Raw genomic sequence first — 22,363 nt, forward strand, 5'->3', positions numbered from 1 at the left:
CTCCTCTGGTTGAAACGCTATCGATCTAGGCGCAGGCTGAGCGAGATGTTGCGCTCACGGCTCAACCCGGCGTCCTGCGATCTTTTGAATTTGAGGAAGCGCACAATGTCCGAGCGCAGCTCCAGCAGTTGCTCGGCCTGGCGCTTGCGCATCGCCTTGATCTCGACCTGAAGCGAGGCGCGCTCGTCTCGTTGGGCTTGCACCAGAAGTTGCCGCTCCCGCGCTATTTGGCGGCGCGTCCGCTCGGCCTGCGCTTCATTCTCCGCCCTGATTGCCTGGTATTTGCCGGTAATCTTCGACCATAGGCCGCGAAGTCCAATTGGAAGCCGTGCCCGGCGCTCTTTCGTTTCGGCAAGCCATCGTCGCTTCTGTTCCGATGCTAGTTTCAATCGCTCATCGCGCTGGCGCAGAACCAGCTCCATCTTTCGATGGGCAAGCACTGCTGCGCCTTTCTTGAAGCGCGTCTTGCCCTCCGCAACGTGGCGGCGCATCGCTAGCGTCATGCGTCCGGCGATCTGCTCCTTGGTCGCATCGACGCTGGGAAGATCGTCGCCGTCGCCAAGCCGGGCGCGCACTTGCTTCGTGTTGAGGCCAAGGCAGCGGGGGAGCGCGTGGACTTCTCCGCTGAAGTCGATGACGACATGGCTGCGTCTATCGCCCTTGGCGAGAAAGAGGCCACGATCCTGGAGCGCGCCTGAGAAAGCCGGAGTACTATCGGATCGGTTCCAAGAATCCTGGACCACGACCTTGAGCCAGCGCGGATCGAGCCCGGCGCGTTTTGCCTGCTGCCATTCGGCGAGTGTAAAGTTGGTCGGATCGCGGGCCCCGGCCTCAATGATGCCGCGCGGCATGGCCCAGCCCTGATCGAGATAGAGATCGCGGCTGATGCCCATGAGCTTCTGCTTGAAGAACGACATTTGGCGGGCGGTCATGGTCTGGGCGTCGATGCGGCTCCAGACGCAATGAGCGTGACGGCGGCCTTCCTTCTCATGAAAAACGACGGCGCGCGGTTGTCCTTCGAGCCCGAGGCGACCTTCAATTCGCTCGATTGCCGCTTCGAACTGTTCCTCTGAAACGGATTCCTGCTCGGGCGGCGAAAGCGAAAGGGAAAAGAGGTATTGTTTGCACCTCGTGCCGCGCGAGATCGCCTCGATCTCCTTGAAGGCGTCTTTGAGGTTGTCCGACGCGAAGCCTTTCAGTTCGTGGAGCAGCACATGCTCGTTGTCATCCATCTTCATCAGATGGGCCGCGAGGTCTTGGCCGCCGCCGCGCTGTGACGCTTTAAGGATCATTCGCGAACCTCCGGTTTCAGGCCGAGCGCCCGCATGAGCAGGCGACGAAGTTCGCGGACTTCAGCCAGAGCCTTCAGCAGCTCCGCCTCGATCTCAGGCGAAAAGGGCAGCGCGCCGTTCCGGGCGAGTTCGAGTAGCTCACTCAGGCTTGCGAAAAGCTGCGAACCGCCGAGCAGAGCCAGCGCCTTTGCCAAGGCTTGCTTGTCTTCGACGGACTGCCCCGATTTCCGCCTACGGCTTATCGACGCATCAGCTAGCAGCTTGGATTTGATGTAGGAGCCGAGCGGAGCGCCCGCAGCCTCCATAGCTAAGCGGGCGCGGTCAGCTTCTGTGAGACGAATGCTGAAAGGCGGGAGCCGTTTGGAAGCTTTGCTCGTAATCGGCGGCTTTGAAATCTCTGGAGTTTGCGGGTTGAAGCTACCGGTCAGGGACATGGCGGCACCGCCAAATCTCGCGATTTGCGGTGCTCAAGCGTAGCGTTCCAGTCGGCCAGAACCTCGAACAACTGGTTCGAAGTCGCGCCGTCTAGGTGCGCCATTTCTCTTAAAATATTGTACAGATACAGCCGCTTAAAACGCCGTTTGTCCAACCTACGCCTTTGTGCCTTGACGATATTGAAGAAAAACGGTCAGGCTTGCTCCTCGATGGCCTGTAGCATCGTGGTATCGGCTGGAATGAGAGCCGCTTTCATCGCACCGTCCGTTTCCCTTATCGCGGCATGGAGGGCTGGAAGGTGATGGGCAGGCAGCGGCTCGCCTTTCTTAAAACTCTCTTCGATCGCTTGACATATGGCCGCGGCACGAGATGCCCCGGCGCTGAGGCACATGGATCTGAGAGCGTGGGCGAGCTTTGCGCCATCATCCCCGCCGCGGTCCGAAGCTGCGGCGAGTGCCGAATAGGCGCCGGGGGCATGATTGCAGAACAACCCGAACACCTTCGCCATCAGCGTTTGCCCGTTCTGAGAGGGCATGGCACCGAACATTGCGAGCGTATCGGGTTCCAGAAGCGGGACTTTCCACCAAAGGCTTTCGGCAGTCGCTCCCTTTTCGCCGAGCTCCCGGCGCTCAAGTCCGGGCGAGACTGAATCGCCACGTGCGTCCCGAGATTTGAACACATCAAGAAGCTGCGTGATCGTGAATGGCTTGGCGACATAGGCGTCCATGCCGGCCTCCTGCCAACGCGAGGCATCGGGACCGGTCACGTGGGCGGTGAGGGCGACAATGAATGCGGGTGTTTGCCGGGTCTCCCGTTCGTGCTGGCGAATGGATGCTGTTGCCGTGAAGCCGTCCATGTCCGGCATCGAGCAGTCCATGAATATCACGTCGAAGGCCTGCTTCTTGCTCTTGGCGATGGCGTCACTGCCGCTTTCCGCCATCTCCGCTTTGATGCCGAAGCCACGGAGCGCCTCGTCCAGAACCACGCGATTGACCGCTGTGTCATCGACTGCGAGGACGTGCAGGTGGCCGAGATCCGGTAAGGCTTCGCGCTCTTGCTGGAGATGGACCTGTGCTTGAAAAAGCTTCCAGTCGTTGAAGTGGAGCGCTTGGGCGACCGTATCGAGGTCCGCTCGCGATAGCGGCAGGTCGATCTCGCCCGCAACAGGAATGTGTCTGGGCGTCGCACCCGACATGGCAAATGGGCGCATCAACAGGATCGGCGCATTCTCCGGCAATTCGGGGGAGGGATCCGCCCCTGCCTGCATGAGGACAATGTCAGGCCTGTCATTCGCCGGGACCAATATGGCGCCGCGTTTCGTCAGCATTTTGCCGACGCTGGTTTCCACGAGGGGGTCGGTCGCACAGATGGCGACGCGCCGATCGTCAAGCCCGAGGGGCTCGGCATCTGCTTCCGCAACCGCGTGTGTGACGGAGAAGGTAAAAACCGACCCTCGGCCTTCCTCGCTCGTCACCGAAATGGCGCCTCCCATGCCTTCGACGAGCTGCCGCGCGATCGAAAGCCCGAGTCCCGTACCGCCAAACTTGCGGGTGATGGTTTGATCGGCTTGCGAGAAGCGGTCGAAAATCCGCTTGAGGTTGTCGGCTGCAATCCCGATCCCCGTGTCGCCTACGTTCACCCTGATGCGAGCCGAATCCATTGAGGCGGTGTCATCGTCATCCCGTTCGACTTCGATGGTTACGCCGCCGGTTGCCGTGAACTTGAGCGCGTTGTTGACGAGATTGCTGAGCACCTGGCTCAATCGCGTCGGGTCGCCGATGACCATGCGCGGCACATCCGGGGCGACGCAGAGCGCGATCGTCAAACCTTTTTCGCGGGCGCGCTCGGCAAAAAGGCTGGCGACATCTTCGACCACGGCGTCGATCGAGAATGGAATGGCCTCGAGTGTCAGGCTTCCAGCTTCTATCTTGGACAGGTCCAAGATGTCGTTGATGATGGCAAGCAGGCTGCGTCCGGAGCGGCTGATGATATCGGCATAGCGCAGATGCTTGGGTGCCAGCGGCGCTGCCGAGAGCAGTTCGGCCATCACCATCATGCCGTTCATGGGCGTACGGATCTCGTGGCTCATGGTTGCCAGAAAATCGGATTTGGCAGCATTGGCCTGCTCCGCGTCTTCCTTGGCAGCGCGAAGCTGAGCCGTGCGCTCTTCGACCGTGATCTCCAGCGTATCGAGGTGGTGCTGCAACTGGAGATCACGTTGCTCGATCTGGGAGAACATCTCGTTGAACGCTTCGATCAGCACACCCACCTCGTCGCGGCGCCCGGGGGCCAAGCGGCGCTTGAGGTCGGAACGCTTGCCGATATCCGCGAATTCTTCCGCGAGGTCGGCAAGCGGGCTGATGAGCCGTGCGATCAGGCCGCGGGCGACGATCGAGGTCAGAAGCATCAACCCACCGGCAAACAGCAGCGATGTGAGCAGCGCGCTCGCATATCTTTGCCGGAGACCGTCGATGCCTGCCGTAAGCGTGATCGAGCCCACCGCCCGGCCACCTTCACGCACCTCGGTGGATACGCTGAGGGTCTCGGCGAAAAGCATCGAAGCGAGGCTGACAGCATCCAGAGCCCCGTCGCGTCCTTCCAGCATCTCGGCCTGGCCGATCTCGGCGATGATGCGCCCGTTCATGTCGCGCGCCGCGGCATAGCGAAACTCGGGAAGTGCTCGTATGCCGCGCAGAACCAGCAGCGTGCCACGCTCGTCGTGATCGCGAATGGGCTCCGCTGCGGCCGCAGCGAAAGCCGCAGATGAACTGCGCAAGCGCATCTGTTCAGCGATCAGCGTTTGACGAAATTCATTCAACAAGAAGAAGGAAACGCTGAAGACTATGCCGGCGAGAACCGCCAGCACGACAACTCTCGACAACCGCCTCTTGAGCGAATGCGTCGGCTTAAACATGACTTGTTCCGCATAGATGCCCTTAACCCTAGTCTGCGGAAGTTAAGGCTTGGTGGGGCGCGGTAAGCCTTTGGTCAAATGTTCTCGGTCACGGTTGGCCATGGCAGTGAGAACCTCATGAACCAAACTGCGAACATTCTGCTCGTCGATGACGACCCGATCTTCCTGGCTGTCACTGAAGCCATGATCGGCGCTCTGGGTGCGCATCGCGTCACCACGGCCGCCAATGGGGATGAAGGGCTGAAGGCGCTTGTCGAATGTGCTGAACCTTTCGACTTCATTTTTCTCGACCTCAACATGCCGCGCATGGACGGCCTCGCATTTCTCAGAAGCGCGGCGAACCTCGGATTTGGTGGAGGCGTGATCATTTCGAGCGGCGAAGTCCAATCCGTGCTCCGCTCCGCTCGGCTCATGGGGGAAATGCTGGGCATCCGCGTTCTCGGGGCCTTGAACAAACCCGTCACCGCGTCCGCCATCGCCGCGCTCATCACGCCCCGATCTCCCGTCGCGCGACACCGTGAGCCGACGCCGCAGAATGCTGTTTCATCCTGCACACTCGACATGCTTGAGCTCGTGCCTTTCTACCAGACCCAGCATGATGCCCGTGACGGCACGATCTGCGGGCTTGAGGCCCTGATCCGTGCCAAGGACCCCGATGGCCAGATCCATGGGCCTGCGAAGCTTTTCAGCCTGATCCATGCTCACCCTGAGTTGGTGCGCACGACCATGACGATTGCGAGCAAGGTGATGGATGACATGAAGGCTTGGCAGACCGAGGGTATCCTCTGCCGAACCGCGGTCAATCTGGACGCTAGCACCGCCGAGGATCCGAGCGTCGTGTCGGCATTGATCGAGTTGGCTCGAGAGCGTGGACTCCGGCCTGAACTCATCTGCTTCGAACTGACCGAAACAGCTTTGCCTAAAGACATGACGCGGCTGATGGAGGGCCTCGCTCGCTTACGTATTGCCGGGTTCGAGGTGTCACTCGACGATTATGGCACCGGCGGTTCCAATTTCGAACTCTTGCGGCTTTGTCCCTTCACGGAGGTCAAGCTGGACGGCGCGGTCGTTCGTGCCGCGGTCACCGAAAGCGTTTCGAGCCGGTTCATCGGCTCGACGGTTGCGACCGCGCGCGAAATGGGCATCAGGGTCGTCGCGGAGGGGATCGAGACGGAAGCGCAGCTTGATCTCGTTTGCCGTGCTGAGGTCGATGCGATCCAAGGTTATCTCTTTTCCATGCCGGTCGCAGACATTCGCCGCCTGCTCCAGGAACGGCATGGTCATGATGCTCGTCGAGCAGGATGATCTTGCGTAACATGCGGTGGTTCGGTCGTAAGGCTGGTGACTTCTTGGGAAGCCGGTGCGGTAACTTCGCGCTGCCGCTCGCCCTCATCTCGCCTCTGCTGCTCGTCGCAGTCGCTGGCGGCACCGATCTGGTGGTCATGGAAAATCATCGAGGCAATCTGCAGAACGCAGCCGATGCCGCCGTTTTGGCTGTGGCGAAAGAAGCCGGGCTCAAAGGATGGAAGGCGGATGCGGCCGAGGAAGTCGCCTCATCGAACATCGCGGTCAACCTGGCTAACCGCTTCTCCAGTGCGACCTTCGCGCACAAGCTCACGACGGATGAAAAGACCCGTGAGATCAGCCTCGAACTGACACAGGATCACTACGCCTATTTCACGAGTTACTTCATCGGCAGTCCGCAGATCACCGTGCATGCCAAGGCCCATGCCACGGGCCAATCCTCGATATGCATCATCGTTCAGTCGCCCAACCAGAACGAAGCCTTCTTTCTCGGCGGCGCATCTCGAATCTCCGCATCCGGCTGCTCGGCCTACTCCAATTCAACGAGCACAAAGGGCATCTCGGTCAAGGATACATCGACGCTTGTCAGCCAGCTCGCCTGTTCGGCGGGTGGTTTCAATGGCAAGCCCGGCAACTTTTCGCCGCTTCCGATCACGGATTGCCCAACGATTGCCGATCCGCTCGCTTCACGCGCGCAACTGGTCGACAACCATCTGGGCGCACCCGCATGCGACTTCCAGCAGCTGAAGCTCAAGAATGCCAGCCAGACCCTGCGTCCCGGCACCTATTGCGGCGGCATCGACATCAAGCAACAGTCGCAGATCACGCTGCAGCCCGGCATCTACATCATCAAGGACGGCAAGCTGAAAATCGATCAGGGCTCGTCGATCAAGGGCGACAAAGTCGCATTCGTGTTCATGGGTGCGGGCGCCACCCTCGACTTCAAGAACGATTCCAAGGTTTCACTATCGGCCCCCGAAAGCGGCCCCATGGCCGGCATCCTGATGTATGCTCAACAAACCTCCAAACCGCTTCGCGATTTCAAGTTGGAAAGCAAGGATGCCGAAAAGCTCATCGGCACCGTTTATCTGCCATCCGATAAGCTGGTGATCGGCGGAGACAAGGATGGCGACGGTGTGTGCGACCCTGACATCGCCGATGACGGCACGATCGTACCAAGCGCCTCGTCAGTCTGCGATTCCGACGTCGGAGCAGCTTCTTCCTGGACCGCAATCGTTGCCAAGGAACTCAAGGTAACTGCCGGATCCAACCTTGTTCTCAATTCCGACTACCAAGACAGCTTGGTACCGGTCCCGGAAGGGATCGGTCCCAACAGCGGCAGGGTTCTGCTCAGCCGATGAACTTTATTGCGCTGGCGAGGGGCTGCGAAGCGGTTCTGTAAGACGGATGACGGAGTGCTGATGCGCCTCTGGCCGCTGTCGCCTGCTGCTCAACGAGCCTGTTTCGACCGACCCCAGAGCCTTGGCATGCCGCGTCACCACGGTCGCCAAAGAGCTCCGGCTTTCAAGGGCATATCGATTTGGAGCAAAGGCGCCGCTTTCGCTGAATCTCCGAGCTAAGCCGGCAATCTGCTTTGGGCGCTGTGAACATAAGGTGACAGCTTCGAGCCGATCCTATCACAGGCTGCCCGAAGGAGCTCGAGCGTGTGCGCGTGTCGGCTCCCGCGTGTGTGGCGATTCACATAAGCAATGATCACCGAAGCAATTGCGTTGCCATCGGCGCCGAGGATGGGGCAGCAGATGTCCGTGATACCGACGAAATCACGGCTTTCGCGCAGGTCGTATCCGTTAGCGCGAATGGTGGACAGGTTGGTGGCGAGCGCATCGAGATCGATCATCCGCTCGGAACGGGCCTGGCATTCCCGCATGATCGCGCGGGCGGCATGATCGTTTTGAAACGCAAGGATGACCTGGCCGGATGTCGAATCGGTCGCAAGGCGGCCATAGCCGAGGCGCAGCGTGAAAGACATATCGACGCCGCCCGGAACCGCCGCCGTCACAACGGTCTGGCCGTGATTGAGTACCACGAGGTGCGGTGATTGCTGCGATTCCTGTGCGAGCGCGGAAAGCTCGGGCATGGCCGCCGTGATCAGATCCTGCGATTGCGGTGTGTTGAGGCCCAGTCTGAACAGGCGATCGGTGAGTGAAAAGGCGTCGGTTTCCGGGTTGCGCTCGAGATAGCCCCTTTCCTGCAACGCCACCAGCATCCTGAAAATCTCGTTCTTGGAGCGGCCAAGGCCTTCGGCAATGGCTTTCATGGTGAGCGGCGCGCGCGCCTCGGCCAGCAATTCCAGCACCTCGAGTCCCTTGGTGAGGGCGGGGGCGGAATAGGCAGGCTTCGCGGCGTCGGTCGGATCGGTGGTCATGTGTCGGTTCCGGTGATCGTTCGACCTTAAAAGACTCCGGCACATCGATCCAGAAGTTTCATATTCGAACTTGACCTCATATATAAAACTGTCATGTTGGCTGTCATGAGTTCGAAGGAGCGGATGGCGTGACGGCATTGAAGCTGGTCGAGGAAAACGCAGCGTTGCGAAAGGTGGCCGCTCCGCGCCGCAACAGCGTCTTCACCTCCATCGATCTCGACCGCGACGGCAAGCAGATCGGTTTCTTCGCCATGCCGCAGTCGCCGCACGACGATGCCTGGGGCTCCGTCCAGATCCCGCTCGCGGTCGTCAAGAACGGCATTGGTCCCACGATCCTGATCGAGGCCGGCAATCACGGCGACGAGTATGAGGGGCCGATCGCGCTCGGCGAACTCCTGCGCGAGATCGACCCGGCGGACGTGTCCGGTCGCATCATCGCGATTCCGGCCATCAATGTGCGCGCGGTGGAAGCGGGAACCCGCACCTCGCCGGTGGACGGCCTCAATTTCAATCGCTGCTTTCCCGGCGACTTCAACGGCACGCTGACCCAGCAGATCGCCGCCTATGTGAATGACTGCCTGTTTCCGATCGCCGACTATTTCCTCGACCTGCATTCGGGCGGATCCTCGCTGATGATCCTGCCGGCGGCCATCATCGAGCCGTCGCCGACGCCCGAGGGTCACAAGCGCAACATCGCGGCCACGCTCGCCTTCGGCGCGCCGACCGTGGTGATGGTCGACAATCTCGGCGAAACGCGCACCTCGACGGCGGCTGCCAACCTGCAGGGCCTGATCGTGATCGGCAGCGAGATGGCGGGAGGCGGCCTCGTCAGCCAGGACGCGCTCGCGATCTGCCGCCGTGGCATCCGCAATGTGCTGAAACACGCGGGCATCCTGAAAGGCGCCCCTGAGACCGCTCAGGAATCCAACGGGCGCGTGCTTCAGGTGCCCGGCGCCGAAGGCTATGTGATGGCCGACGATGACGGCGTGTTCGAGCCGCTCAGCGAACTCGGCAGCACCGTCACGAAGGGCGAGATCGCGGGCCGGATCCATTTCCTGCGCACGCCTTCGCGCGAGCCGGTGGTGCTGCGCCACCCCATCGATGGTGTCGTTTTCGCCAAGCGCCAGCCCGGCCGTGTGCGCCCCGGCAATTGCTGCTTCGTGCTCGCCGTCGAATATCCCGAGGCGCTGGCGAAAGGAGACCGTGATGACGCATGACGCCATTCTCGCGGCGGCCGAGCGCATCGCTCCCTTCGTTCGCCGTACACCGGTTCTGAAGCTCGAGCACTGCGCCGGCTTTCCGATCCAGAACGACTTCTTCCTCAAGCTCGAATGTCTCCAGGTCAGCGGCTCCTTCAAGGTGCGCGGCGCGCTGAACCGGCTGAAGACACTCGACGCGAACGTAACCAGGCATGGGCTCGTCGCGGCGTCTGGCGGCAATCACGGACTGGCGACGGCTTATGTCGCCAAGCAGGCGGGCCTCTCTGCCACCGTCTTCCTGCCCACCAATGCCAGCCCGCTAAAGGAGCAGAAGCTGCGCCAGTGGGGCGCGGATGTCCGCTATGCGGGCGCCGTCTGGGACGAGGCGCATGAGGCGGCCCAAATTTTCGCGGCGGAGCGGGGCGCCTTCTATATGCATCCCTTCGCCGACAGCGCCATCGTCGCGGGGCAGGGCACGGTCGCGGTCGAACTCCTCGAACAGGTGCCTGATGCCGACCTCTATATCGTCGCCATCGGCGGCGGCGGGCTGATCACCGGCATGTCGGCGGCGATCAAGGCCGTGAACCCGGACGTGCGCATCATCGGCGTCGAGCCCACCGGCTCACCCACGCTGCACGCATCGTTTGCGGCCGGCCACGTCGTGCGGCTTCCGCAGGTGACGACGCGCGTCGCCACCATGGCCTGTGGTCGCACGGATGAGAGCATCTACGAGGCTGCGCGCCGGACCGTGGACGAGATCGTGCTGATCGAGGACGAGCACATGATCCAGGCCGCGCAGCTGCTCTGGTTCGAATTCGGCATCGCCGCCGACCTCAGCGGTGCCGCCTCGCTTGCCGCCCTGATGGCGGGTGCCGTCAAGCCCGAGCCGGGTCAGCGCATCGTCGGCCTCGTTTGCGGTGCCGGTGTCGACGGGGTCTCGAACTGAACGGAGGGCTTTGAAACCATTCCGGCGCGATCTCACCCGGTGCGCGCCCCAAGCATAACTCCGCCCGGGAAACGGTCGGAGCAAGATCAAGAAGAGGCGGCCACCGCCCTGCAGCCAGCACAAGCGAAAACTGTGTTCAGAGGAGAACCGAACGTGAAGACCATTCTCAAGACCTCCATCGCGCTCATGGCGATGGCTCTTGCCACCCCGACTATCGCCCAGGAAAAGGTTCTGGGCCTGACGGCCATCGACCTGCAGAACTCCTTCTATGTGCGCATGAAGGAAGCCGGTGACGTCGCCGCCAAGGATTATGGCGTGAAGTCCACCTGGCAGAGCGCCGAAGGCAGCCTGGAAAAGCAGCTCGGCATCATCGAGAACTTCATCAACCAGCGCGTCGATGCGATCCTGATCGATCCGATCGACAAGAATGCCGTAGCCCCCGCCATCAAGAAGGCGATCGAGGCAGGCATTCCGGTCGTCACCATGGGCAACAAGGTCGAGGCGGGCGGCAACTATTCGACGCTTTATCCCGACTACGAGAACATGGGCATGGTGGCCCGCGCCATCGGCCATTCGCTGGGCGGCGAGGGCGAGATCGCCCTGCTCGTCGGCTCGCGCGGCAATTTCGTGTCCGATACCCGTGAGAAGGGCTTCGTGGAAACGATGGCCAAGGAGTTCCCGAACATCAAGATCGTCGGCATCGAGCCGACCGGCTGGGATGCCGCCAAGGCGACGAACGCCGCACAAACCTGGCTGACCACCTATCCCGATCTCAAGGCCATCGCCTGCATCTCCGACAGCCTGTGCCTGGCGGCGGACTCGGTTGCGACCTCCATGGGCTCGGAACTGATCTATGGCGGCTATGACGGCGACGCCGAGATGAAGGAGATGATCGACAGCGGCAAGATGGTGATGGACGTGCTGACCGGCGCCTATCGCGTCGGCTACTGGAACATCGCGGTCGCGGCACGTCTTGCCGAGGGCAAGGAACTGCCCAAGGACCTCTATATGCCGACCTATTTCGTGTCCTCCGACGAGACGGCCGAGAAGCTGAAGGCGGCGGGCATGAAGTTCGAGCACATCAACACCGAGCAGCAGGCGACGGAAGCCAAGAACTACACCGAGCAGCTGGGACCGAAGCAGCCCGACACGGCCATGACGGTCGGCAAGTAACCGTCGCCGCGAGCTTTCGGCGCGACGCGTCGCGCCGGGAGCCTCAGCCCATGCTTGTGGCGCGTCGCCGGGCACCCCATGCCGGCGCGCCACCCTGTTCCTCCAATGGAAGGGCGGCCTCGATGTCCCGGTTTTCCATCTCTTCGCCGTTCACACGCAACGAGCCCGTGCTCGTCGTGGTGCTCGTTCTTGCGGTCGCGGTTTTCGGCGCCATCGACCCGCGCTTCTGGGCGGCCGGTAATTTCGTCAGCATCGCGCAGCAGAGCGCGGTGATCGCACTCGTCGCCTTCGCCATGACCGCGGTGATCATCGCGCGCGGCATCGACATATCTGTCGGTAGCACCTTGGCTTTCGCGGGCGTCGCTGCCGGATTGGTCTATGCGGCGACGGGTTCTGCTCTTCTGACGATCCTTGCGGCTGTCGCGGCAGGAGCCGTGATCGGCTTGCTCAACGGCGTGCTGATCGGCTTTGCCGGCATTTCGCCTTTTATCGCCACGCTCGCCACCATGGCCTTCGCGCGCGGGCTTTCGCTCAGCCTGTCCAAGGCCTCCTCGATTCCTGTTTCCGATCCCGCTGTGCTTTATGCCGGCCGCGAGACCTGGGGCCTGTTGCCGGTTTCCGTGGTGCTCGCAGGCGTGGCGCTGGTTCTGTGGTGGTTCGTCCTCAAGCGCACCGTCTATGGCCGCTGGATCTATGCGGTGGGTGGTAATGCCGAAGCCGCGCGTGCTTCCATGGTGCCGGTCGATTGGGTGCGCATCTCGATCTACCTGATCACGGGGGCCACTGCGGGCGTGGGTGCGATCCTGACCATCGGCCGTCTCGGCTCGGCACAGCCGCTTGCCGGCACGGGCCTCGAATTCACGGCGATTACGGCTGCCATTATCGGCGGCACCAAGCTGTCGGGCGGGCAGGGCTCGATCTGGGGCACGGCGGTCGGCGCGCTGCTGCTTGGCGTGATCAATGCGGGCCTCTCCTTCCTTCAGGTGCCGCAGATCATCATCTACTACGTGACGGCGGCTCTGATCCTGGTGGCCGTCCTGGCGAGCCAGCCGCAAAGCCTTTCCGCCCTTTTCCGGTCTTTGCGCCGCAAGGCAGGCAACGAACCGGCTGCAGCACCCATCGCGCAGGCGGCGCAGGGCAGCGGCAGGCACAGCATCGAACTTCTGAACATCGGCAAGACGTTTCCCGGCGTTCGCGCCCTCGACGGTGTGTCCTTCCTCGTCTCCTCAGGCGAGGTCGTGGCGCTGGCCGGCGAGAACGGTGCCGGCAAGTCGACTCTGGTGAAGTGCGTCTCGGGTGTTCACCGACCCGACGACGGACAGATCCTGATCGACGGCCGGCCCGTTTCCTTTTCCTCGCCCAATGACGCGAAAGGCATCAGCGTCATCCACCAGCATTTCAGCCTGTCACCCGACCTGTCGGTGGCCGAGAACCTTTTCATCGGCCGCGAGCCGCGCAACGCGCTGGGCCTTCTCGACCGTGGCCGGATGCGACGCGAGGGTGAGCGGGTGCTCAAGGAACTCGGGCTCGACATCGATGTGAACGCGGAACTGCGCAGCCTGTCGGTCGGGCGCCAGCAGATGGTGGAGATCGCCCGCGCGGTTCTGGCCGATGCATGGTTCATGGTCATGGACGAGCCGACCAGCGCGCTGTCCAACCGCGAGAGGGACCAGCTATACCTGCTGATCGACAAGCTCAAGACGCGCAGCACGGCGATCCTCTACATCTCCCACAAGATGGAGGAGATCTTCAGCCAGTGCGGCCGCGTGGTCGTTCTGCGCGACGGCAAGTTCATCGGCGAGCGCGAAACGGCGAAGACCGACGAGGCCGAGATCGTGTCCATGATGGTCGGCCGCGAAGTGGGCGACATCTTCCCCCATCTCGAAGCATCAGTCGGTGAAAAGGCGATCGAGGTCGAGAATATCGGCAACGGCAAACTGCTCGCCTCCGCTTCGCTCTCCGTCCGCCAGGGCGAGATCGTGGCGCTGGCCGGCCTGATGGGCAGCGGCCGTTCCGAGGTGCTGCGCCTGATCGCGGGGCTAGAAAACCCGCAAAGCGGCACGATGCGCATCTTCGGCGAGACCCAAGGGGGTGGTGACGTCAAGGCGGCCAATCGTGCGGGCATCGTCTATATCCCCGAAGACCGGCATCTCGAAGGTTTCGTCGGCACCATGTCGATCCGCGACAACCTTTCGCTTGCCTGGATCAGGGGCAACAGCCCGTTCGGCATCGTGTCTCCGCGCCGCATCGGAACGCTGGCGCGCGAACTGATCTCCTCGCTCGGCGTGCGCCCGGCCCAGCCTGATAAGATGACGGTCGAGCTTTCGGGCGGCAACCAGCAGAAAGTCGTGATCGGAAAGTGGCTGGCGACGAAGCCGCGCATCATCCTGCTCGACGAGCCGACGCGCGGCGTCGATGTCGGCGCGAAATCCGAACTGCATCACCTGATCGCCAAGCTCAAGCAGGAGGGTGCCGCGATCCTGATGGTGTCGAGCGAACTGCCCGAGGTGCTTGGTGTCGCCGACCGCATCGTGGTGATGCGCGAGGGCCGCTCGGTGGGCGAACTGCCGCGCGGTGCTTCGGAAGAGGATGTGATGGCCCTGGCCTTCGCCGAACGCGCGAGCCGCCCGCAGGCCAGCCCTTCGCCGCACGCCGCCTTTGTGGCGAGCCCATCGGTTCAGGGAGTTTGAGTGCCATGACCATGCAGCAGAACCACCTCGTCCGCCGCATTCTCGACCTGTCGCCGCTCCTGCTTCTGGTCGTGCTGACCGTCGTCTTCGCGGCCATCGACCCGCGCGTCGTGTCCACGCAGAGCCTCATCAACATCGCCGCTCAGGCGACGCCCATCGCGGTTCTGGCACTCGGCGCGCTCGTCGTGCTCCTCACCGGCGGCATCGACCTTTCCGCCGGGGTCGGTGTGGCCTTCTGCGCCGTCTTGATCGCCACGCTGGTCGATGGCGGCCTCGGTCTTCCCGCCGCGCTTGCGACCGGCTTGGTCGCCATGGTGCTGATCGGCTTCCTGAATGGTGCTGTGATCGCACTCCTGCGCATCCCGGCCTTCGTCACCACGCTTGCCACCATGGTGGCGCTGCAGGGCGCGACGCTCGCGATTGCCGCCAAGGGCACGCTGATGCTGAAGGAGCCCTGGCTGCGCTTGATCGGCGTGGAGCGTCCGCTCGGCGTACCCAACGTGATCCTTTTGACCGCGCTGATCGTGCTCGCAGACGGCCTGATCATGCGTCGCACGCGCTTCGGCCTGCGCACCTACGCGCTCGGCTCCGACGGTGCGGCGGCCGAGCTTGCCGGTGTTCCGGTCAAGCGCCAGACGATCCTGGTCTATGCCGCGTCAGGCCTGTTCGTGTTTCTCACCGCGCTCGTGATGATCGCACGTGTGCCGGTCGTCACGCCCAATATCGGCGGCACCTCGCTGCTGCTCGACGCCATTGCGGCAGCGGTGCTCGGCGGCACGAGCATCTTCGGCGGGCGCGGCACGGTCTGGGGTACGGTGGTGGGTGCCCTGATCGTTTCCCTGCTCACCACCGCACTGCGCATCTTCGGCACCGATCCGTCGAGCCTCGAACTCTACAAGGGCGCCATCATCATGGCAGCACTCATGGCGGATTCGGGCATGACCTACGCCAAGGCGCGCCTCGTCGAGGCTGCACGGTGAGCCTGCCCCCGATCCATCCGCAGGGGCTTTCCGCCTTCGCCTGGATGACGTCGCCGGAAGCGGGCGCTCTCGCCTTGGAAGGTAACGCGCGTCCGGTCGCGGTTCTGCCGACCGGTGCCGTCGAGCAGCACGGGCCGCATCTGCCGATGGGGCTCGATATCTGGCTGGCCTCCGCCGTCGCCTTTGGTGCCGCTCAAGACCAGACGCAGATCCGCGTCTGCGAGCCCTTGCCTTATGGCTCCTCGCCGCATCACCGCGCCTTTCCCGGTACGATGAGCCTGAGCCCGCAAACCTTTATTGCCGTGCTGGTCGATCTCTGCGCGTGCCTCTGGGAAGACGGCTTCCTGCCCGTGATCCTCAACGGCCATGGCGGTAACCGCGCGGCAGTGCAGGTGGCGATCACAACGCTTGGGGCACGCGGCGTGGTCGCGGCCGGCTTCTCCTATTTCGACCTCATCGCCGATGTTGCGGCAGATGCTCTGCCCGATGCCGCGGGCGGCACGGGCCATGCCTGCGCACTTGAAACAGCGCTGATGATGCATGTTCTGCGGGGAAGCGTCCGCGAGAGCCTGATCCCCTCCGGCACGACGCCGCCATCATGGCCGGACCCGCATCTTTATGCCGGTCCGGCGGTGACGGTATGGCGGCCTTTCGAGCAGATCCGCGAGAACGGTGTGATCGGCACCCCGTCCGACGCTTCGCCGGAAGCCGGCGCAACGCTCTTCACTGCTGCTGTTTCGCGCAGCCGCAAAACCCTTCTCCAGATCCAAGCCGGTTACGGCCAAAGGAGTTTCCAATGACGGTTCACTTCAAGACGGAAATCGACGGCCCTCATCTGCGCGGCATGCCACTGGTCTCGGAGCCCGAAAGCGGCTTGCGCGTCGGTCTCAACCGCATCGGCTCCGAATGGGTCGCGGGCTCGACCGGCAAGTTCCTCAAGATCGACAGCCCCTCGACCGGCGAGACCGTCGGCTACCTTTCGCTGTCGAACCGCGCCGATGTCGGCAAGGCGGTGGCGGCGGCCGAGAAAGCACGCGGCATCATGGCGCGCATGGGCGTCTTCGAGCGCGCAGCCCTTTGCATGAAGATCGCAGACGCCATCGAAAAGCGCGGCGACGAACTGGCGCGCCTGCTCTGCCTCGAGCAGGGCAAGCCATTCCACACCGAGGCCAAGGGCGAAGTCGTGGGCGCGGCGACCGGTTTCCGCAACGCGGCCGAGCAGATGAAATGGCTGGAAACGGCGGCCTTTCCGCTCAACGACCCCAACAAGCGCGCGTTCTCGTTTCTGCAGCCCAAGGGCGTTTTCGCCATCATCACGCCGTGGAATTTCCCGCTCGGTCTTCCCTGCATGTACTATCTCGGACCGGCCGTCGCGACGGGCAACACGGTCGTTTGGGTGCCGGCACCCACCACCTCGCTGATCGCGGTGGCCCTGATGGAATGCATGATCGAGGCCGGCCTGCCCGACGGCGTGATCAACCTCGTACTGGGCGATGGCGCGGAAGTGGGCGACGAGGCGGTGGTGCATCCCGGCACGCATGCCATCGGCTTCACGGGCTCCTCCCAAACCGGCAACATCATCGCACGGCGCGGTGCCGGCAAGCCGCTGCTGCTCGAAATGGGCGGCAACGGGCCGACGATCGTCCTCTCCGACGCCGATATCGAGGTGGCCGCCGCCCAGATCGGGTCGGGCTGTTTCCGCAATGCCGGCCAGATCTGCACCGCGACCGAGCGTGTGCTCGTGCACAAATCCGTCCATGACCGGTTCGTGGAAGGTCTCGTCAAGGCGGCGGGCCAGGTCCGCATGGGCGACCCATTCGATCCCGCCACCAATATGGGTCCGCTCAACAATGCGGTCGCTATGAGCAAGATGCAGAGCCACATGGACGATGCGACCGCGCGGAAGGCAGAGGTGCTGACCGGTGGCAAGGTGGCATCGGGCCTGCCCACCAACCTCTATTTCGAGCCGACCGTTGTGACGGGCCTCACGCCCGACAGCCTGCTCAACCAGGAAGAATCCTTCGGACCCGTGGCGCCGGTGCTTACCTTCGAGACCGACGAGGAAGCGCTGCAACTGGCGGCAACCAGCCCCTACGGCCTGTCGGCTGCGGTGTTCACCAACACCATCAAGAAGGCATTCTTCTTCACCGAGCGGCTGCGCGTCGGCATCGTCAACGTGAACGAGATGAGCTGCTACTGGGAGCCGCATATTCCGGCGGGTGGTGCGGCAGGCACGCAGAGCGGACTGGGCCGCACCGGCGGACGGCACACGCTTGCCGAGATGTGCGACCTGAAGACCATGACCATCGACGTGACGCGCTGAATCTTCAGTGCGTCACGATCACGAACTCTGAAAGGACGAACCATATGACCATCAAGCGGCACGGCGTGGGCGAGGGACGGGGAAGTGCCGGGCGCAAGCTGCCTTTCGCGAAGGCGGTTGAAGCGGGCGGCTGGCTCCATGTTTCGGGCCAGACCCCGATGCGCGACGGTGAGGTGGCCGGCCACGGCATCGTCGAGCAGGCGCATATCGCCATCCAGAACATGCTGCAGATCGTGAAAGACGCCGGCTATTCGCCTGCCGACATCGTGCGCGTCGGCGTCTGGCTCGATGATGCCCGCGACTTCTGGAGCTTCAACGGCGTGTTCGAAAGCTATTTCGGCGAAAACCCACCGGCACGCTGCTGCGTCCAATCCGCCATGGTCGTGGACTGCAAGGTCGAAGTGGATTGCATCGCCTTCAAGGCACCCTGACCGCGCAACGAAGACCTCAAGCCACGCGCAATCGTTCGAGACCGAAAAGCATGAGCACGGCGACGCCTCAAGCTGAGGCTGATTTCATTATCGTGGGCGGCGGCTCGTCGGGCTGCGTGCTGGCCGCGAGGCTGACGGAGAACCCGGTTATCCGGGTGATCCTGCTCGAAGCCGGCATCGATGCCGCGCGGCCGGAGGACTTTCCCGACCTCGCCAGCGCCTATCCCGGCATCGCCTATTCCAACCCACGCTATACTTGGGCTGGCATGAAGGCATCTTATGCCTATTCGGGCTCGAACCGGCCGGAAACCAAGGCCAACCGCTACGAGCAGGCGCGCGTTCTCGGCGGTGGCTCGGCCATCAACGGTATCGGCGCCAATCGCGGGAGCCCGAGCGACTATGACGAATGGGGCGAGATGGGCCTAGACGGCTGGTCCTGGGACGAGTGCCTGCCCTACTTCAAGAAGCTCGAGCGCGACCTCGATTTCACCAATGACCTGCATGGCAATAGTGGCCCGTTTCCGATCCGCCGGCGCGGCGATGAGATCTGGACACCCTTCACGCATGCCATGCTCGAAGTCTGCGCCGCGCGCGGGATTCCGTTTCTGCCCGACCAGAACGGCGTGTGGGAGGACGGCACCTTCGAGATGGCCGTCAACATGGACGAGAAGAAGCGGCGCGTGAGCACGGCCTGGGCCTATCTCACGCCCGATGTCCGCCGCCGGCCCAATCTCGAAATTCGAACGGAAACCACCGTTTCTCGTATCCTTTTTGCCAACGGTCGCGCGACCGGCGTGCTCGCGACACGCGGCGGGCACGCCCAAGAGCTTCGCGCGCAAAAGGTGGTGCTCGCGAGCGGCGCGCTGGCGACACCGGCGATCCTGATGCGCTCGGGCATCGGCCCCTCCCATCATCTCGCCGAATGCGGCATCGAGACAGTTCAGCATCTGCCCGGAGTCGGACAGAACCTGATGGAGCACCCTTCCGCCGGTCTGGTACCCTTCCTGAAGATGGCGGCGCGGCAGAAAGGTGTGCCGGACTACCATATCCCGATCGGCTACCGCTTCTCCTCGGGTCTTGAAGGCTGCCCGGCGGGCGACATGCACATGAATTTCGTGACCCGCGCGGCTTGGCATCCGGTCGGGCGCCAGCTCGGCTCGATCTTCTTCTGGGTCAACAAGTCCTATTCGCGCGGCCAGCTGACGCTCGATCCGGCGTCGCCCGAAGGGCCGCCCCGCATCGACTTCCGCATGCTGTCCGACCGCCGCGACCTCGTGCGTCTGGCCGACGCCTTCGAGCGCGCGGTGGGGCTGGGCTCCGATCCGAGCCTCAACAAGGTGGTTTCCGGCCTCTATGCCGGTGGGATGTCCGAGATCGGCAAGCTCTTCTCCAAGAAGACGCTGCTCGGCGCGCTGGTGACGAGCATGGGCGCGCTCGGGATCGATGCGGTCGGAAACCTGCGCGAGAAGCTTTTCCCCTATATGCTGTCGAACTTCGCCGATGCGCGTCGGCTCGCCGCGAACCGCACCGAGCTCGAAGCCTATATCGCTTCGGTTGTGGGCGGCGTCTGGCATCCATCCGGCACTTGCCGCATGGGGCCTGACGGCGATCGTATGGCGGTCACGGATAGCGCCGGAAAGGTGAGGGGCCTCGACAGCCTCTACATCACCGACGCCTCGATCATGCCGACCATCCCTTGCGCCAACACCAACCTGCCGACCATCATGATGGCTGAAAAGATCGCCGACGGGCTCAAGGCACTCTGAACCAGCCAGGCGCTCAGACCCGTTCCGCCGCTACGGGATGGTGCGTTTCCCCATGGGTGACTTGCGTTCAGTCCCACCAGGTATGATACCAGTTCTGTGGAAGAACGATTTCTTCTGCGTGGAATGGTTTGCGGCAGGTGGAGAGGCGGCGTTCGGTGGAAAGCCAGGAATTCATGAAGCTGCTCGGGGCAGGGCTTCTCTCCCAGAACCCTGATTGGCCGCTCTATCGCCGCTTGGCAGCAGCCATCGAAGCGCCGATCCGAGCGACGCATCTGCGCCCCGGCGCGGTGTTGCCGGGTGAGCGGCTGATCGCGGACGAACTCGGCCTGTCGCGTGTCACCGTGCGCAAGGCATTTGCGGTGCTCGAAGAGGAGGGGCTGCTTTCCCGACGCCATGGCTTCAAGACGGAGGTCGGTGCGCGGGTGGAGAAGTCGCTTTCCACGCTGTCGAGCTTCTCGGAGGATATCCGCGCGCGCGGCCAGGAGCCCGGCTGCATCTGGCTTTCCAAGCAGCTGGCGCGGCCATTCTCGCATGAGATGATGGCACTCGGCATCGCCGCCAGCGTCAACGTCATCCGCATGAAACGCGTTCGCACCGCTGATGAAGTGCCGATCGCGGTCGAGGTTGCCACCGTGCCGCAGCCGTTCCTGTCCGGCCCCGATGCTGTCGGCAATTCGCTTTACGAGGCGCTGGCCGAGCGCGGGTTCATGCCCCAGCGCGCCCTGCAGCGCATGCAGGCGCGTGCGGCCTCCGAGGACGATGCGGAACATCTGCGATGTCCGGTCGGCTCGCCTGTTCTCGTCACCGAGCGCCGCTGTTTCCTGAGCGATGGCCGTACGGTCGAGTTCTGCGAAACCACCTACAAGGGCGACGTGTATGATTTCGTGTTTGAGCTCAGCCGATAATACCAGATAAATTCCAGTTTTTAGCTGGTCTGGTTTGGGTAGAGTGGTGGTATAGAGGGGATTCGTTTTGCCGTCGCATGCCATTCCGAAAGGTCTCATCGTCTCGTGTCAGCCGGTGCCCGGCGGGCCGATGGATGACGCGGCCTATGTAGTCGCATTCGCCAAGGCTGCGGTGGCGGCAGGTGCGGTCGCCCTGCGCATCGAATCCGTTGCTTACCTGCGCGCCGTGCGCCCAGCGGTTGCCGTGCCGATCGTCGGCATCGTCAAGCGCGACCTCGACGACAGCCCGGTTCGCATCACGCCGTTCCTCGGAGACGTCGATGCGCTGGCCGAGGCGGGAGCCGACATCATCGCATTCGATGCCACGGACCGCACGCGTCCTGCCTCGGTCGAGGCCTTGGCGCAGGCCGTGCGCGGGCACGGCAAGCTGTCCATGGCCGATTGCTCGACCATCGAGGACGCGCGCCGGGCGCACGCGCTCGGCATCGACTATCTCGGCTCGACGCTTTCCGGCTACACGGGCGGTCCCGAGCCGACCGAGCCGGATCTGGCGCTCGTCGCCGCGATGCGCGAATTGACGCCCAACGTGATCGCGGAGGGCCGCATCCGCGTGCCCGAACAGGCGCGGGCCGCCGCCGCCGCCGGTGCCCATGCGGTGGTTGTGGGCTCCGCCATCACCCGCACCGAGCATGCGACGGCATGGTTCGATGAGGCCGTGCGTGAGGGGTTTGCGTGCGCGCCGGGGGCATCCATCCTCGCCCTCGACATCGGCGGCACCAAGATCGCGGTCGCCCAAGTGGAGGGCGGCACCATTCGCCGCGAAGCAATTGTGGCTACGCGGCCTGCGGACGGACCCGATGCCTGGATTGCGGCCGCGCAGTCAGCCATCGCAGACTGGAGCCTCTCTTTTTCCGGCATCGGCATTGCCGCGACCGGCGTGCTCTCATCCGAAGGCTGGTATGCGCTCAACCCTGAAACGCTGCCGATCCCGAACAATTATCCGCTGGTCGAACGCGTTACCGAGATCTTCGGCGCGCCCGCGATTGCCGTGAACGATGCGCAGGCGGCAGCCTGGGGCGAGTTCATCCGTGGCGGCCACGGCGGCAAAAACCTCGTTTTCCTGACCATCTCGACCGGCATCGGCGGCGGCATCGTGGTCAACGGGCAACTGCTCGAAGGCCTGTCGGGAAGCTTCGGCCTCCTGCGCGGGCCGGCGAATGGCGGTGGACCGCTCGAAGGCGAGGTGTCGGGCCGCTGGATTGCAGCCGAAGCGGCGCGTGCAGGCCACGACTGCGATGCGGCGGGCGTGTTCAAGCGGGCAAGTGCCGGCGTGGCCTGGGCGGAAGGCATCGTGGCGCAGAGTGCCGCGCGCGTCGCAACCCTCTGCCGCGACATCCAGATGATGCTCGATCCCGACCACATCGTGATCGGCGGCGGCATCGGACTGGCGTCCGGTTTTCTCGATCGCGTGCGCGAAAACCTTGCCGCACTCGACCCACGCTTGATGCCGAACATCGTGCCGGCAAAGCTCGGCGCCAAGGCTGGTCTCGTCGGCGTGGCCGATGTGGCCGCGCGTCGGCTCGCCGATCGCAAAACCGCATAACAAACAAAGGGGAAA

General features: G+C 63.4%; 17 protein-coding genes. 13 read left to right on the forward strand and 4 right to left on the reverse strand.

Going from position 1 to position 22,363, the window contains the following annotated elements:
* Positions 1-17: 17 nt before the first annotated feature.
* The 3 genes from NGM99_RS17200 to NGM99_RS17215 all read right to left on the reverse strand — a co-directional run bounded on the left by NGM99_RS17200 (position 18) and on the right by NGM99_RS17215 (position 4,503).
* Complete coding sequence (locus NGM99_RS17200) at positions 18-1,292, reverse strand: relaxase/mobilization nuclease domain-containing protein (RefSeq protein ID WP_435371451.1); 1,275 nt, start codon at positions 1,290-1,292, stop codon at positions 18-20.
* Positions 1,289-1,726: a hypothetical protein gene (locus NGM99_RS17210; RefSeq protein ID WP_252821174.1), complete on the reverse strand. Its 438-nt coding sequence runs from the start codon at positions 1,724-1,726 to the stop codon at positions 1,289-1,291. Before NGM99_RS17210 ends, NGM99_RS17200 begins: the two co-directional genes overlap by 4 nt.
* A 194-nt stretch (positions 1,727-1,920) precedes the next feature.
* Positions 1,921-4,503 (reverse strand): hybrid sensor histidine kinase/response regulator, encoded by a 2,583-nt coding sequence (locus NGM99_RS17215; RefSeq protein WP_252821177.1) that lies wholly within the window; start codon positions 4,501-4,503, stop codon positions 1,921-1,923.
* Positions 4,504-4,758: 255 nt separating this feature from the next.
* Between NGM99_RS17215 and NGM99_RS17220 the strand changes: the two genes are divergently transcribed.
* Both NGM99_RS17220 and NGM99_RS17225 read left to right on the forward strand, forming a co-directional pair.
* Positions 4,759-5,946, forward strand: coding sequence for an EAL domain-containing response regulator (locus NGM99_RS17220; protein WP_252821179.1), 1,188 nt, complete (start codon positions 4,759-4,761; stop codon positions 5,944-5,946).
* 44 nt (positions 5,947-5,990) lie between these two features.
* Positions 5,991-7,307, forward strand: coding sequence for a pilus assembly protein TadG-related protein (locus NGM99_RS17225; protein WP_252821181.1), 1,317 nt, complete (start codon positions 5,991-5,993; stop codon positions 7,305-7,307).
* Between the two features lie 215 nt (positions 7,308-7,522).
* On the opposite strand, the gene NGM99_RS17230 is transcribed toward NGM99_RS17225, so the two are convergent.
* Positions 7,523-8,332, reverse strand: coding sequence for an IclR family transcriptional regulator (locus tag NGM99_RS17230; RefSeq protein ID WP_252821183.1), 810 nt, complete (start codon positions 8,330-8,332; stop codon positions 7,523-7,525).
* A gap of 128 nt (positions 8,333-8,460) precedes the next feature.
* Between NGM99_RS17230 and NGM99_RS17235 the strand changes: the two genes are divergently transcribed.
* From NGM99_RS17235 to NGM99_RS17285, 11 genes are all read left to right on the forward strand, one after another.
* Entirely contained in the window at positions 8,461-9,549 is a 1,089-nt protein-coding gene (locus NGM99_RS17235) for a succinylglutamate desuccinylase/aspartoacylase family protein (RefSeq protein WP_252821185.1), read from the forward strand.
* Positions 9,539-10,477, forward strand: coding sequence for a threonine ammonia-lyase (locus tag NGM99_RS17240; protein ID WP_252821187.1), 939 nt, complete (start codon positions 9,539-9,541; stop codon positions 10,475-10,477). Before NGM99_RS17235 ends, NGM99_RS17240 begins: the two co-directional genes overlap by 11 nt.
* A gap of 153 nt (positions 10,478-10,630) precedes the next feature.
* Positions 10,631-11,650, forward strand: a complete 1,020-nt coding sequence (locus NGM99_RS17245; RefSeq protein WP_252821189.1) for a sugar ABC transporter substrate-binding protein — start codon at positions 10,631-10,633, stop codon at positions 11,648-11,650.
* A gap of 122 nt (positions 11,651-11,772) precedes the next feature.
* Positions 11,773-14,340, forward strand: coding sequence for an ATP-binding cassette domain-containing protein (locus tag NGM99_RS17250; protein ID WP_252821191.1), 2,568 nt, complete (start codon positions 11,773-11,775; stop codon positions 14,338-14,340).
* Between the two features lie 5 nt (positions 14,341-14,345).
* Positions 14,346-15,320: an ABC transporter permease gene (locus tag NGM99_RS17255; RefSeq protein ID WP_252821193.1), complete on the forward strand. Its 975-nt coding sequence runs from the start codon at positions 14,346-14,348 to the stop codon at positions 15,318-15,320.
* Complete coding sequence (locus NGM99_RS17260) at positions 15,317-16,120, forward strand: creatininase family protein (protein ID WP_252821195.1); 804 nt, start codon at positions 15,317-15,319, stop codon at positions 16,118-16,120. Before NGM99_RS17255 ends, NGM99_RS17260 begins: the two co-directional genes overlap by 4 nt.
* On the forward strand, positions 16,117-17,643 hold the full coding sequence (locus NGM99_RS17265) for an aldehyde dehydrogenase family protein (RefSeq protein WP_252821197.1): 1,527 nt from the start codon (positions 16,117-16,119) through the stop codon (positions 17,641-17,643). Before NGM99_RS17260 ends, NGM99_RS17265 begins: the two co-directional genes overlap by 4 nt.
* A gap of 44 nt (positions 17,644-17,687) precedes the next feature.
* Complete coding sequence (locus NGM99_RS17270) at positions 17,688-18,074, forward strand: RidA family protein (RefSeq protein WP_252821199.1); 387 nt, start codon at positions 17,688-17,690, stop codon at positions 18,072-18,074.
* A gap of 50 nt (positions 18,075-18,124) precedes the next feature.
* Complete coding sequence (locus NGM99_RS17275; RefSeq protein ID WP_252821201.1) at positions 18,125-19,840, forward strand: GMC family oxidoreductase; 1,716 nt, start codon at positions 18,125-18,127, stop codon at positions 19,838-19,840.
* Between the two features lie 155 nt (positions 19,841-19,995).
* A complete protein-coding gene (locus NGM99_RS17280; protein WP_353937431.1) occupies positions 19,996-20,745 on the forward strand; it encodes a GntR family transcriptional regulator in 750 nt (249 codons plus the stop codon).
* 67 nt (positions 20,746-20,812) lie between these two features.
* Positions 20,813-22,348, forward strand: a complete 1,536-nt coding sequence (locus NGM99_RS17285) for a putative N-acetylmannosamine-6-phosphate 2-epimerase (protein WP_289852534.1) — start codon at positions 20,813-20,815, stop codon at positions 22,346-22,348.
* The last annotated feature ends 15 nt before the right edge of the window (positions 22,349-22,363 follow it).

Origin of the sequence: Mesorhizobium liriopis (assembly GCF_024053505.1) — a bacterium.
Taxonomy (GTDB): Bacteria; Pseudomonadota; Alphaproteobacteria; order Rhizobiales; family Rhizobiaceae; genus Mesorhizobium_B; species Mesorhizobium_B liriopis.